The sequence below is a fragment of the Vibrio aphrogenes genome, from assembly GCF_002157735.2.
GTDB lineage: Bacteria > Pseudomonadota > Gammaproteobacteria > Enterobacterales > Vibrionaceae > Vibrio > Vibrio aphrogenes.
This window is the reverse complement of record NZ_AP018690.1, coordinates 262595-276412: the sequence shown is the minus strand read 5'-3', so window position 1 is coordinate 276412 and position 13818 is coordinate 262595. Positions and strand designations below refer to the sequence as shown.

11 protein-coding genes are annotated in these 13818 nt (G+C 42.3%); 7 read left to right on the top strand and 4 right to left on the bottom strand.

What is annotated here, in order from left to right; all coding sequences use genetic code 11:
- Positions 1–220: 220 nt before the first annotated feature.
- Positions 221–1399, bottom strand: a complete 1179-nt coding sequence (malE, locus tag VCA1004_RS12490; protein ID WP_086980779.1) for a maltose/maltodextrin ABC transporter substrate-binding protein MalE — start codon at positions 1397–1399, stop codon at positions 221–223.
- Between the two features lie 485 nt (positions 1400–1884).
- Here malE and malK point away from each other — a divergent pair, with 485 nt between their 5' ends.
- Positions 1885–2994 (top strand): maltose/maltodextrin ABC transporter ATP-binding protein MalK, encoded by a 1110-nt coding sequence (malK, locus tag VCA1004_RS12485; RefSeq protein ID WP_086980778.1) that lies wholly within the window; start codon positions 1885–1887, stop codon positions 2992–2994.
- 187 nt (positions 2995–3181) lie between these two features.
- On the opposite strand, the gene VCA1004_RS12480 is transcribed toward malK, so the two are convergent.
- The 3 genes from VCA1004_RS12480 to VCA1004_RS12470 form a co-directional block, all read right to left on the bottom strand.
- Positions 3182–3427: an EF-hand domain-containing protein gene (locus VCA1004_RS12480; protein WP_086980777.1), complete on the bottom strand. Its 246-nt coding sequence runs from the start codon at positions 3425–3427 to the stop codon at positions 3182–3184.
- Between the two features lie 161 nt (positions 3428–3588).
- Positions 3589–4272, bottom strand: coding sequence for a response regulator (locus VCA1004_RS12475; protein WP_086980776.1), 684 nt, complete (start codon positions 4270–4272; stop codon positions 3589–3591).
- A gap of 10 nt (positions 4273–4282) precedes the next feature.
- Positions 4283–5701 (bottom strand): ATP-binding protein, encoded by a 1419-nt coding sequence (locus VCA1004_RS12470; RefSeq protein WP_086980775.1) that lies wholly within the window; start codon positions 5699–5701, stop codon positions 4283–4285.
- Positions 5702–6060: 359 nt separating this feature from the next.
- Here VCA1004_RS12470 and VCA1004_RS12465 point away from each other — a divergent pair, with 359 nt between their 5' ends.
- The 6 genes from VCA1004_RS12465 to VCA1004_RS12440 all read left to right on the top strand — a co-directional run bounded on the left by VCA1004_RS12465 (position 6061) and on the right by VCA1004_RS12440 (position 13625).
- Positions 6061–7323, top strand: coding sequence for a ferredoxin reductase family protein (locus VCA1004_RS12465; protein ID WP_164520879.1), 1263 nt, complete (start codon positions 6061–6063; stop codon positions 7321–7323).
- A gap of 31 nt (positions 7324–7354) precedes the next feature.
- Complete coding sequence (locus VCA1004_RS12460) at positions 7355–7570, top strand: 4Fe-4S dicluster domain-containing protein (RefSeq protein WP_086980773.1); 216 nt, start codon at positions 7355–7357, stop codon at positions 7568–7570.
- 1 nt (position 7571) lies between these two features.
- A complete protein-coding gene (locus tag VCA1004_RS12455; RefSeq protein WP_086980772.1) occupies positions 7572–9344 on the top strand; it encodes an FAD-dependent oxidoreductase in 1773 nt (590 codons plus the stop codon).
- Positions 9345–9541: 197 nt separating this feature from the next.
- Entirely contained in the window at positions 9542–10504 is a 963-nt protein-coding gene (locus VCA1004_RS12450; RefSeq protein WP_197715843.1) for a DMT family transporter, read from the top strand.
- A 402-nt stretch (positions 10505–10906) separates the two neighbouring features.
- On the top strand, positions 10907–12151 hold the full coding sequence (lamB, locus tag VCA1004_RS12445; protein ID WP_086980770.1) for a maltoporin LamB: 1245 nt from the start codon (positions 10907–10909) through the stop codon (positions 12149–12151).
- A gap of 88 nt (positions 12152–12239) precedes the next feature.
- Positions 12240–13625: an alpha-amylase family glycosyl hydrolase gene (locus tag VCA1004_RS12440; RefSeq protein WP_086980769.1), complete on the top strand. Its 1386-nt coding sequence runs from the start codon at positions 12240–12242 to the stop codon at positions 13623–13625.
- Positions 13626–13818 lie beyond the last annotated feature (193 nt).

Below are 13818 nucleotides of genomic sequence, written 5' to 3'. Positions count from 1 at the left end.
TCGAAAGCGCTGGAAACTGCACAAATGTTAATCATATTAAAATGCAAACTCTCTAAAAAATCTGATTTTACAAAAAGATAGGATTAACACTCTTGATGGAAAAAGGATAAATTTCGTAGAAAAAAGAAACCTTAACCCAAAATAAAGCAGACGGATAATAAAGAGTGCAGACCTTAAAATAGGGAGGCACTTCCTCCCTATTTCACATAGATAAATAACCTTATTTGGTCATGCGCTCAGCAACGGTATCTAATGCTTCTTTCACACTTTGACGACCATTTACCACATTACCAATGGCCGCTTTTTCTGCGTACCAGAACGCTGACATTTGCGAAATATTTGGCATGATTTCACCAGTTTCGGCGTTTGCCATGGTCGCGGCAATACGCGGGTCTTTGGCTAACTCAGCTTGGTAAGCTTTCAACGCCACGGCACCAAGTGGAGTATCATCATTCACTTCTTTCAAGCCTTCTTTGGTTAACATGTAGTTTTCAATGAACTCGACAGCAAGATCCTTATTTGGCGACGCCGCGTTAATACCAGCCGTCAAGACACCAACAAAAGGTTTTGAAGGATGACCATTAAACATCGGCAACTTAGCGACGCCATAATTAATGCCCGCTTTATCAATGTTCGCCCAAGACCACGGGCCATTAATGGTCATCGCCACTTCGCCTTTATTGAAGCCTGATTCTGCAATGGTGTAGTCAACGTCAGGAGAAATGACTTTTTGATCGACTAAGCCTTTAACAAAGCTCATGGCATTTTGCGCACCTGCGTTATTCACACCAACATCTTTGGTGTTATAAGTGCCATTTTCAAATTTGAAGGCATAGCCCCCATCTGAAGCAAGGATAGGCCAAGTAAAGAAAGGTTCAGATAGGTTCCACATGATGGCGTGCTTGCCTTCTTTTTGTAGAGTTTTATCCAAAGCGGCAATGTCTTCCCAATTTTTAGGCGGAGTCTTAATAATGTCTTTATTGTAGATAAGAGAAAGAGACTCAACCGCCACCGGGTAACCGATATATTTACCGTCGTAACTCACTGCATCCCAAGTAAAATCCGCAAATTTAGCTTTAAAGCTGGTAGAAGGTTTCACTTCAGCTAATAAACCAGCTTGAGCATAACCACCAAAACGGTCGTGAGCCCATAACACAATATCAGGTCCATCACCGGTTGACGCCAATTGTGGGAATTTTTCTTCCAACTTATCTGGATGCGCCACCGTGACTTTAATGCCCGTATCGGCTTCAAACTTTTTACCTACTTCAGCAAGACCGTTATAACCTTTGTCACCATTAATCCAAATGGTTAACTGGCCTTCTTCGATAGCTGCCTGGGCACTCACACCCGTTAAAGCAAGACTACATAATATGGCAGTATTGAGGATTTTACTCATGTCCGTGATCCTTTCTCTTGTTATTATCAAAGTGCTACCAGTCTGTAGGGCTATAGCACCAATGCTACCGTTTGGTATGTAAAAATATTGCGAGAATTAGAAGACTAATACATCCTCCTAACTTCTACGCCCCCCAGCACCAAGCTAATTTTTGTGAGCTTGATTAACAATATTCTTCTTCCACGGTAAAAAACGCTCATCAAATGTGAACAAGCGCACATCATACTCCGTTAAAAAGCAGGGTTTTCTCCAAAAAGAAAAAAGTGTGATCTAGGCACTCCTCCCCCTTGATACCCCAATAAATTCATTGCTTAGGAGGAGGTAAAAGCCGGTGTTTTAGGTAAGATAGTTTCCACAGTCGCAATTTATGTTAGTTTCAGTAATATAAATAACACATTGATATATAAAAAATTTAGATGATAAGTTCACTGCCTATATCATCCAAAATCAAAATGAATAAGAAAGATAATCAGAAGGAAAGTCAGATGACGAGTGTGACTCTGCGAAAAGTATGTAAAGCGTATGGAAACAACCTCATATCGAAAGATGTCGATTTAGACATTCATGATGGTGAATTTGTCGTATTTGTTGGGCCTTCTGGTTGCGGTAAATCTACCTTATTGCGCTGCATTGCCGGCTTAGAAGATATTACCTCCGGTGAATTATTCATCGGTGAACAAAAAATGAATGACGTACCGCCTTCAGAGCGTGGTGTTGGCATGGTCTTCCAATCGTATGCGCTTTATCCGCACCTCAACTTATTCGACAATATGTCGTTTGGCTTAAAACTCGCGAAAGAAGATAAAGCCAAAATCAAATCTCGCGTGGATCAAGCCGCTGACATTCTACAACTTGGTCATTTACTAGAACGTAAGCCAAAAGCACTTTCAGGCGGTCAGCGCCAGCGTGTCGCCATAGGTCGAACCTTAGTGGCACAACCCGAAGTATTTTTATTAGATGAACCCTTATCTAACTTAGACGCTGCACTGCGTGTTCAAATGCGTATTGAATTGGCCAAATTACATAAAAAACTAGGCTGCACTATGATTTACGTAACCCATGATCAGGTGGAAGCCATGACTATGGCCGATAAAATCGTCGTCTTAGATGGTGGTAGCGTCTCTCAAGTGGGTAAACCTTTGGAGCTTTATCATTACCCACAAAACCGTTTTGTGGCTGGCTTTATCGGTTCACCTAAAATGAACTTCATCAACGTACAAGTGAAAGAAGTGGAAGCTGAACGCGTCAAAGTCGAACTGGCGAGCCAAGCCTCTTTTTGGATTCAAGTTGATGGCTCAACCGTAGAACAAGGCTCGCGTATGTCACTCGGTGTCCGACCAGAACACTTATTGCCAAGCGGTGAGGGTGATGTCGTTATTGAAGGTAAGGTACAAGTGGTCGAAAAACTGGGGAACGAAACTCAAGTTTATTTAAACCTTGATCATGTTGATGCCGATTTCATTTATCGTGAAAGTGATACGCTCGATGTAGAAGCCGGTGATAAATTTAAGATTGGCATTCCTGCTCATCGTTGCCATTTATTCCACAGCGATGGCCGTGCCTGCCAACGTTTGTTTAGGGAAAGAGGGGTATAACCGTCACACGAGTACAAGCTTAGTACCGATATCCACTCTGTTTATGCCTCAAGTACCCTATTTCAGCTTGAGGCTTTTTTGATCCTACAAAGTATTTTTATTGCCCAAACGCAAAAACAGCGCCAAACATCCTATTGAGCGCTGCTTTTTCTAGCTATCGAATTTTCTAGTTATCATCGTGCTAAGTTTATTGACGACCTTGAGGTGGTTCAGGCAGTTCGTCTTCTGTTAACGTGCCGCTACCGTCTTTATCAAATTGATCAAAATCGTCTAATAGCGGGCCTTTTACTTCGTCTTTGCTTAATTCACCGTCACCATTGGTATCCATCTGTTCAAAACTTGGTGGTCGCTGTGGTCGATCGTTATCTGCCAGTGCAGAAAAGCTATAAGCAGAAAACAATAAAGCTGACAACGTAATTATATATTTTTTCATTATCCATTCTCTTTCAAAATGATCAGGGGAATTGAAATGCTAAATTCAAAAAGTTTCTGTTCCAATCGCCTTTGGAACGGGAATCATTATCAAAAGAAAAAGTGAGGAGAATATGGATAAATTATGAATATAACGCCTCTACGTTCACTCTTATGGTGATGTTAGAGTTCGAGTTTGTAGCCCACCCCGTAAATTGACTTGATGCAATCTGATTCTGAATCAATCGCTTGCAGTTTTTTCCTTAGGTTTTTGATATGACTATCAATGGTTCTATCGATAACAATACGATTATCAGGATAAATATGATCCATCAATTGCTCACGATTAAATACCCTTCCTTGACGAGCAAAAAGTAAAGATAATAATTTAAATTCGGCTGGGGTCAGAGTTAAAGGCTGTTGATGATAATGAGCGGTCATCGTTTCTTCATTGATCTCTAAAACCACCTGAGCGGAAGCGTCTTCATGAGCGGCGGTGGTTCGCCTTAATACATTTTTAACTCTCGCCACAACTTCTCTGGCACTGTAAGGCTTGCAAATGTAATCATCGGCACCAAGTTCCAGCCCGAGAAGGCGATCAATTTCATCAACTTTTGCGGTCGCCATCATGACAGGGACATTGGAAAATGTTCTCAGCTCACGATAAATATCGAGCCCATCTCGATTAGGTAACATCAGATCCAATACGATTAAATTAGGAGAATGCTGTTTAACCCAATCAATAACGTGAGCGCCATCGGCAATAATATGAGTCTGAAAGCTCGATTGCTGCAAATATTCAGCTAGGATTTGAGCCAGCGTAGGTTCATCTTCTACAATCAAAATCGTCGCTTGATTAGAGGGCATGGTGTTTCCTTTAATGGTTATTCTGTTTATTGAGCAAGACTTCAATGGCGATTCCACCTAAATCAGATTGATAGGCCCTTATCTTACCTTGATGTCGCTCCACAATATTTTGGCAAATCGATAACCCAAGCCCAGAGCCACCTAACTCACGACTACGCGATTGATCCACTCGATATAAACGATCAAATAAGCGAGGTAATTGTTCAGTATCCACTGACGGTGCGCTATCTTCAACCACTAGTGCCACATGCTCGGATGACTCAGTGATGGAGACCGCAACTTTCCCTGGGCTATGGGTATAACGTAAACTGTTTTCCAACAAATTCACCATCAATTGCTGCAAGGTCTGAGTATCGCCAAGCAACATGACTTCAGCACTTGGATCATAATATTTTTTCAGTGATAGCCCCTGCTCTTCCATTCGATAGGCAAAGTTATCAATTACTTGGTCTATGGTAGCGATCAAATTTAAGTTTTTCGTCACCACTTCTAAAATACCAGAATCAGAACGAGAAAGAAGATACAAATCATCCACCAGTTTAGCTAAGCGCAAGACTTGATGATGCATAGAGTCAATGTATTTCGCTTCCGGTTGACGGATCCCATCTTGTATTGCTTCAATTTCACTTCGCAGCACTGCAATGGGGGTACGAAGCTCATGGGATATATCGGTAATCCATTGTTCTCTGGTTTTTTTCTGCTCTTTTAAACTTAGCGCTAAAGAATTAAAGGCATTGCCCAGCTCAGTGAATTCATCTTGACCACCGAGTATGATTTTCTCATCATAGCGCCCTGCCGATAACGATTGTGCCCCTCGATGGAGCTGCTTGAGTGGGCGTAAAAAATAGCGGACTAACAGCGCTGTCACGAATAAAGAGAACAAGCCTGCGACAGACACTATCCAATAGAGATTTTTTTGCTGTTGTTGATAAAAGCTTTCTACTAACGGGCCACTGAGACTATTTTTTTGTTCTATTTCCAGCCAACCAATACTCTTACCATTTTTCATCAAAGGTAGACGGGTAAATTGTACATTCTCTTGCTGCCCCTGCAACCGAGGGCCAAACACTAACGAACCATGATTATCCACCAAGGCAACTCGATGACTCAATGGCGTTAATAAATCCTCTTCTTGCTTTTGATTCGGCGCGCCTCTTTCTAGCGGAGGTAAAGCAAATTCACCAATTGAACGAAACATATCTCCCCAAATTCTGGGATGCTGTTTAAGTTCATCCCAACCGAACTTGTCACTGTAATAAGGTTGCAGCTTTTCCCCCAATACCACCACTTTTCCTTGCTCAATGTTATTCAAATAAGATTGAAAGCCGGTTTTAAAACTGTAGTTCACCAATAATGACATCCCGACAATTAATAGGATGCTGAGGCTAAATAAAGACACAAAGAGCTTAGTAAAAATAGTTCGTCTCATAATAGTCCGTCTCACAAGGTTTTTTCTCAATAGATTATATTTCAATGGGTTACTTTCCAAAAAGAAAGCAATAGGCGAAGCATTAACCGTGACATATTAGACGATGAGTTTGCAGGAAAAATGGAGAGATGAAAGCTAAAAATCCATATTTCCTCCATATTGACGCCATGATGCTTTTTTAAATTAGAGTTATTGATTTTCATAGGCATTAAAACATGAACGCATCTTCTCAAAATATTCCAAATTCGGAAAGCACAAGCTCTTATCTAAGAGAATTTCTCCATAATAAAAAGGTTAAATTGAGCCTAAGCTATAGTCTTTTGTTAATTACGCTGTATGCGGTTTCGTGGGTTTCTCCAATGGATAACAAAGGGCTGTATGTGCAAGCCATTATTCTGCTTAATCTCATTAGTATCACGGCATTTTATTTACAGTTTCCATTAGTTGGACGCCTTAAACATTTGCCGCTTTTTAACCAAATAGATTGGAGTGTGGCGAAGCATAAAACGGTGGGCTATTGGATTGGTGGGATTTTCTTTTTACATCCATTTTTAATTATGGCGCCAAAATTATTATTATCCCCGTCCGATGGCTGGTTAGCGCTTCGCACCACAATCACCGCGCCTGAATTATTAACCGGCTTGATTGCTTGGGTATTATTAGCTGTCTGGGTAATCTTTTCAGCATTAAAAAATAAACTTGCTATGCGTTATGAAATTTGGCGCTTTTTTCACAGCTTAGGCTTTATTGTGATCACCATTTTAGCCACGATTCATATCACTTCCGTGGGCAGTCACGGTCAATTACAACAAGCCTTTAATACCGCCTTTTGGGTGCTATGTGCCTTGTCTATTTCCGGCACTATTTATAACTACGCCATTAAACCGGCTAAATTAAGTCAATCTCCTTTTGAAGTCACCGCGCTTAAAAAAGTCAGCACTACCGATTGGCAATTAACCATTACACCCAAAAACAACACTGACTTTCATTTTGAAGCGGGCCAATTTGTGTGGATAAACACCCACCCATCGGCCTATCACCTTGATTATCATCCATTTTCAATCGCATCGAGTGTTAATGAGCTTCCTAATCTCAGCTTTATTATTCGCGAGCTAGGAGATTACACCCAACAACTTGATACGCTTTCTGTCGGACAAACTGTTTATGTCGATGGCCCTTTTGGTCAAATGAACCTGCGTCAAACTCACACACAAAAAGCGATTACCTTGATTGCAGGTGGCGCAGGTATCGGCCCCATGCTCAGCCTTTTAAGACAACTAGCCGCTAACCAAGATCCGCGCCCAATTCGCTTAATTTATGGCAATACTCGGTTTAACCAGATCAGCATGCAAAATGAAATTAAACAATTAGAAGCCACTATGCCTAACTTTAAACAAATCTTAGTGTGTAATGAGCACGTACCTGATGAAAACGTTCATCAAGGCGTGATTAGCCAAGCACTTATCCATCAAACGCTATTCCAAGAAGATCTCGGCATTAACAATAAAGATTGGGGCATTTATTTATGTGGCCCCCAAGGCATGATTGATTGTGTTTTAGAAGATCTTCTGCAATTAAACATTGCCAAAAATCATATTCATTTTGAGCAACTGTCATTCTAATTGTCATTGATTAAATATTGAGGAGGCAAGCATGCCTATTCATCAAATTTCTGGTTGCATTGGTTGTGAATCTTGCATTAAAAGCTGCCCTACCGATGTGATTAAGCTAGATAAAAAAACACAAAAAGCGGTGATCGCTTACCCAGAAGATTGCCAAATTTGCCATTTATGTCGTCTTTATTGTCCAGTTGGGGCCATCACCATCACCCCGGAAAAAAGTATCCCTGTTATGGTTTCGTGGAGGTAACATGAGCGATAAAAATCAAGATAAACTCGGTGTTTCACGTCGTCAATTCATGGGGATAACTGGTGGTGTCATGGGGGCGGCGTTAGGAGCCTATGCACTTGGATCGCACTTTTTTGGTCAGCCACCCGAGGTCAATCATCGAACCTTGGAAACCAGCCGTTTTACTACTGAAAACCAAACCACGGATGTACTTGTGATTGGCGGCGGCATGGCAGGGTTATTTGCCGCCGTAAAAGCTCATGATGCCGGTGCCAGTGTGACCATGGTATCAAAAGGTCGCTTAGGCAGCTCTGGCTTGACTCCATTTGCAAAAGGTATTTTTAGCTATAACCCTAAAACCAGCAAAATGACGATAGATGATTTTCTCAACCAAGTCGCAGAGTCCTCTTTAAACACCAATAATCCGGTATTTACTCGTCAACTGGCTGAACATTCACAAGACCGAGTCAATGAACTCAAATCGTGGGGATTTTTTGACTCTCCACTATATAACGAATCTTTCATGCGTCCGATTAACGAGCGGCAAATTCCCTTGCATGAACGCATTATGATCACGCAATTAGTCAAACAAGATGGCCGTGTGGTTGGTGCATCAGGGTTTAGTTTAGATGAGCCTAAAATCATTCACTTTCATGCCAAAACTGTCGTGCTTTGTACTGGCTCAGGTGGTTTTAAACCAAATGGCTTTCCGGTTTGTGATTTAACGCATGATGGCAGCATTATGGCGTATAAAATTGGTGCAAAAATCACCGGTAAAGAATGGAATGACGGTCACCCTGGCTCAGCAAAAAACTCAGGGTCGAGCTATGATAACTGGCATGGGCAAGTTGAAGAAAAGCCCAGCGTTACTGGTGTTGAAGTCCGTCACGATTTAGGTATGGATCTTAACTATCAAGCCTATCGCCTAGGTGGTCCGGTTAAAATGGCCCCTCCCGGCGCGGGTGATAACCCCGATCTTACCGGCGGCCCATTCATTCCAGAGCAATTCAAACGGGCAGGCGGACCACCACCGCAACCCGAAAATAGTGGTTTGCGTGGTTTATTCCAAAAAGATCAACATCAAGGTCCTCCTGGCATGGGAGGAGAACAAGTTGGCGGCTCAAGTGCGGGTATGGCGATTCATAAATCTGAAGGGCTAGTGCCTATCGACGAAACCGGATTAAGCACCATCCCTGGTTTATACGCCGCAGGCGATGCATTAGGCTCTCACATGGTAGGTGGTATTTATACACAAATTGGCTCGTCCTTAGCTGGCTCAGCAGTACAAGGGGCGATTGCGGGTGAAGCGGCGGCAATACAAAGCCGACAATTATCAAATTTACCGATCAGCGCTGAAAATCAACAATCCAATGAGCAATACATCTTAGCTCCACTTGCTCGTGAGCGAGGGTATAGTCCAGCTTGGGTAACACAAGTATTACAAGGCATCATGATCCCTAACTTTGTCTTGTATATTAAGAAAGAACGTATGTTGCAAGCTGCGTTAGCGTACATTGAAGAATTACGAGATCATCATGCCCCGATGTTAATGGCTGAAGATTTACATAAACTGCGGATTGCTCATGAAACAGAAAATATGATCATCACTGCTGAAATGAAGTTAAAAGCGTCACTCATGAGAAAAGAAAGCCGTTGCAGTCACTATCGCTTAGATTACCCCGAAGTGGACAGAAAGAACTGGGATGCTTGGTTAAATATTTGGCAAGATGAGCAAGGCAATATGCAATTCGAAAAACAACCGTTTTCATTATGGCCACATTTTGCCTCGGCATAACTATGAAAACCTAAATTGACCCCAATTGCGGATAGGTATATCGGTTTTTCTTTATCTTTTTCGTAAGTTGGGGTTATTTACCATTTATTGGCTCTACACGCCCCCCCAAATAATGGTGCACCGCGAACGTTAACTTGCTCACTTGGCTAAAAAATTTGTTATATTAGGCCACTCTTTCTAACGCTCTGAAGGCTCTAATGAATAAGGTTTCCATGCCCTCCTCCTCTGAACCGTATTTTACCCGCTTACCCGTTGTTTTTTCGCTAGCCATTTTGTGCACCTTTTTATGGGGCAGTGCCTACCCGGCGATCAAGACGGGTTATGCTCTATTGCATATCGAGCAACATGATATTGCCTCTCAAATGGTGTTTGCTGGTCAGCGCTTTTTATTGGCAGGACTTATCTTATTGGCTCTGGCACGTTTGTTAAAAAAACCATCCATTGCTTTTACTCGCACCACCTTAGCTCAATTAACCGTGCTCGGGCTATCTCAAACCACGGTGCAATATATCTTCTTTTATATTGGGCTAGCGTATACCACTGGTGTGAAAGCGTCGATTCTCAACGCAACCGGCACTTTTTTTAGCGTTTTACTTGCGCATTTTATCTATCAAAATGATCGGCTCACACACCGTAAATTCCTCGGCTGTACCATTGGCTTTACAGGAGTGTTCCTCGTCAATTTTAATCATTCATTATTAGATTTTCAGTTTACGCTTGCTGGTGAAGGCTCGATTGTATTAGCAGCCTTCTTCCTCGCTTCTGCGTCTATTTACGGTAAGCGTCTATCTCAAAGAATGGATGCGATGCTCATGACCGCGTGGCAACTTGCTATCGGTGGCGCAGCATTATTGGTGATTGGTTATTTGTCTGGCGGTCACAGCGGTGAATTCGATTTATCTAGCGTGCTATTACTGATCTATTTGGCGCTACTGTCTTCCGCCGCCTTTGCGCTTTGGAGTATTCTTTTAAAATATAACCCTGTTGGCATGATCACTATCTTTAACTTTTTGATCCCAATCTTCGGTAGCTTATTGTCTGCCCTATTCTTAAATGAAAATATTCTGGAGTGGAAAAATCTCATTGCTCTCGTCTTCGTTTGTTCTGGTATTTACTTAGTGACTCGACGCCAATTAGTAACTCGACGCCAAACGCACTGACTTTTTAGTCTCACCACGATATTCACCCCAATATTTTCAGCGACAGCATCTGGCATTTTAACCCATAAGATTAAAATGCCAGCCCGGTCACACATTCAGCTTAATTGTGCGTTAATTCTCAATTTTTAGGCTTAATCCCATCACCAATGGTTCAAGATCACATTCGGTTTTAAAAATCCTGCCACCAACCGTGATCATCGCACTCATCCTTTATTTCTACTCCCCCTACTCCCTTATATCGGGAGGATGTGACTTTGCCTTACTTCTCGCAAAATTGCTTCATCGCTGAATGATTCAAATAAAAGCTCACTAAAAGCCGCCACACATTCAGAGATCCAATCGCTTCACTTGGTTAATCAAACGACCGGTGAACAAGATGAAACAATATAAAGGATTAATAACATGAAAAACCTCAAGGTCTGTTTAACGGCTGCTGCTGTGTCCTCTGCTTTACTCGCTTCTAGTGCAATGGCTGCTGGTGTTGATTTCCATGGTTATATGCGCGCAGGAACTGGTGTTAGTGCTCATGGTGGTGCCAACGAATCTTATGAAAAAAACAAAGTTGGTCGCTTAGGTAACGAAAACGATGTTTACGGTGAGATTCAACTGGATACGACGCCTATTAAAGCCGGTGACAGCGCAGAGTTCCTGATCAGCTCGATGGTAGCTTATGGCTCCGATGGTTCCAACGGTTGGGAATCGGTACGAGATGATGATAATGGTAATGACATTACGTTGGCTCAATTTAACGTACAAGCAAAAGGTTTATTCGATTTCGATAAAGAAGCCACACTTTGGGCGGGTAAACGCTACTACCAACGTCAGGACATCCACATCACCGACTTCTATTACTGGAATACCTCAGGTGGTGCAGGTGGCGGTATTGAAAATGTCACCGTTGGTCCTGGTAAATTATCGTTTGCCTTCATGCGTGATGATTCGTTAGGCGCAGACATCAATGCCAGCAACCCCAATATTAACGTCAATAACTTTGATTTACGTTATGCCGGATTAAGTTTATGGAATGATGCATCTTTAGAGCTTGGTTTGAACTACTACATGGTCAATGAGTCTGATGAGCAAGAAGCCCATAATTTAGATACCAAAGACAGTGTGATGGCAACCGCGGTATTAACTCAAGGTAACTTCTTTGGCGGCTTTAACAAGACGGTTTTCCAATTTGGTACAGAAGGTGCCGCGACTGCCATGGCGGGTCTAGGTTCAGGTAGCTGGGTGCCTGCTATCTCTGATGGCGATACTGGTTTCCGCGTGATTAACTTTGGTGTGGTCGATTTAAGTGAAAACTGGGACTTTGGTCACCAAGTAATGTACGCACAAAGCTCTTTTGAAGATAACCGCGACGATCACACTTTTGCTAACCTAGTGATTCGCCCTGTCTACAACTGGTCAGAAACCATGAAAACAGAATTAGAAGGGGGTTATTACACCGAGGATAATTCAGGTATCGACCAAGCAGGAGCTAAATTTACCGTTGCTCAAGCATGGTCTGCTGGCTCTGGCTTCTGGGCTCGTCCTGAAATCCGCGTCTACGCTTCTTATGTGAATGACTTTGAAGATGATAACCGCTTCGGCAGTGACCAATCTGATGAAGTCTCTGTTGGTATTCAAGCAGAAGCATGGTGGTAAGCCTAAAGGTTTAAGCTAAAACACAACGCCGGCCAATGTTGCTGGCGTTGTGCGTTTCAATAATTCTTATTATTTATAAAGAGGCATTATGTCTGTATTCACAAATCAATCTGTTACTGCTCAAACAGCAGCATCTTCTGCCGATGTGATTTTACATGCCTTTGATTGGTCCTATCAAAAAGTGGCCAGTGAAGCCGAGCGTATTGCTCAACTAGGCTATGATTCCGTATTGGTTTCTCCTGCTATGACATCCCCCAATCATTGTGAGTGGTGGAATCGCTATCAACCTCAAGATTACCGAGTGATCAACAATCCATTGGGTAATACGCAAGATTTTATTAACATGCAACAGGCGTTAGCCGCTCAAGGTATTCGGTTGTATGTCGATGTGGTGTTCAATCACATGGCTAATGAATCGCATGAACGCGATGATCTCACTTACCCAAATGCGCGGACCTTAGCGCAATATCAAGCTCAAGCTGAGCATTTCAACGCATTAAAGCTGTTTGGTGATTTATCACAACCTTTATTTACCGAACACGATTTTGAGCCCGCCTTCCCTATCACTGACTGGCTAAATGCCGATGAGGTACAAAAAGGGCGTTTAAGCGGCAGTGACACCGACCCAGGTTTACCCACTCTTGCGCCAACCGAGCATGTTATTGCTCAGCAACAAGCTTATATTCAAGCACTGAAACAACTGGGGGTAAATGGATTTCGAATTGATGCTGCCAAACATCTTTCTCCACAACATATCGCCAAAGTTTGGACAGATGAATTGTGCCAAAACGTCAAGGTCTTTGGTGAAATCATCACCGATGGTGGCGAAGGGAAAATGGAATACGAGATCTTTTTAAAACCCTTTATTCAAAATACCGGCTTTGATGCTTATGACTTTCCCCTGTTTCATCAACTGCTCAAGGTTTTTAAATACAATAGCAGCATGAGCAACTTGCAAGACCTTGAAGCGCAAGGGCAATGTTTAGAGGCTAACCGAGCGATCACCTTTGCGGTCACTCATGATATTCCCAACAACGATGTGTTCCGTAATCAAATGTTGTCTCCTCAACAAGAACAGTTGCTTTACTGTTATCTATTAGGTTGTTGTGATGGCGCTCCGCTTATCTACACCGATCAAAATACCAGTAACGATCTTGATGCACTCGGCTACCCACGTTGGGAACAAAGCTGGCATGACAACAGTTTGGTTAAGATGATCCAATTTCACAAACGTGTACATGGACAGCCTGTTCATATTTTACAAGCGAGCGATGACCTGTTAGTGGTATTGCGAGGCAATGAAGAAAACCCAATCGGCATTGTTGCCATTAATAAAGGCTCGCACGATCAACATATTGAACTTCCTCATGGTGCATTCAGTTCCAAGCAATTTAATGTCTGGTTAGGAGGCGATGACCTGTTACGCCAAACCTTAACTTTACCGGCGCAATCTGGGGTGATGTTATTAGCGTGATATTATTAACCTAATGGAATCGCTCACTTAACTAATATTAAAAAGCCTCATATTAAAAAGCCCCCAATAATAGGTATCCAATGATTGGGGGTCACTGCATTGCTACTGGCTTTTTATTTCATAGGTATCTTTCAAATCAAAAAAATGTCCCCGTTATTACTCCTCTTATCTGCTTAATTCCCTCTTGTCTGCT

What these genes read in the sequence shown, in the direction of transcription:
- VCA1004_RS12470 (WP_086980775.1), bottom strand. Translation starts at nt 5,701, where the DNA reads ATGAGACGAACTATTTTTACTAAGCTCTTTGTGTCTTTATTTAGCCTC.
- VCA1004_RS12475 (WP_086980776.1), bottom strand. Translation starts at nt 4,272, where the DNA reads ATGCCCTCTAATCAAGCGACGATTTTGATTGTAGAAGATGAACCTACG.
- VCA1004_RS12465 (WP_164520879.1), top strand. Translation starts at nt 6,061, where the DNA reads ATGGATAACAAAGGGCTGTATGTGCAAGCCATTATTCTGCTTAATCTC.
- VCA1004_RS12440 (WP_086980769.1), top strand. Translation starts at nt 12,240, where the DNA reads ATGTCTGTATTCACAAATCAATCTGTTACTGCTCAAACAGCAGCATCT.
- VCA1004_RS12455 (WP_086980772.1), top strand. Translation starts at nt 7,572, where the DNA reads ATGAGCGATAAAAATCAAGATAAACTCGGTGTTTCACGTCGTCAATTC.
- VCA1004_RS12460 (WP_086980773.1), top strand. Translation starts at nt 7,355, where the DNA reads ATGCCTATTCATCAAATTTCTGGTTGCATTGGTTGTGAATCTTGCATT.
- lamB (WP_086980770.1), top strand. Translation starts at nt 10,907, where the DNA reads ATGAAAAACCTCAAGGTCTGTTTAACGGCTGCTGCTGTGTCCTCTGCT.
- VCA1004_RS12450 (WP_197715843.1), top strand. Translation starts at nt 9,542, where the DNA reads ATGAATAAGGTTTCCATGCCCTCCTCCTCTGAACCGTATTTTACCCGC.
- VCA1004_RS12480 (WP_086980777.1), bottom strand. Translation starts at nt 3,427, where the DNA reads ATGAAAAAATATATAATTACGTTGTCAGCTTTATTGTTTTCTGCTTAT.
- malK (WP_086980778.1), top strand. Translation starts at nt 1,885, where the DNA reads ATGACGAGTGTGACTCTGCGAAAAGTATGTAAAGCGTATGGAAACAAC.
- malE (WP_086980779.1), bottom strand. Translation starts at nt 1,399, where the DNA reads ATGAGTAAAATCCTCAATACTGCCATATTATGTAGTCTTGCTTTAACG.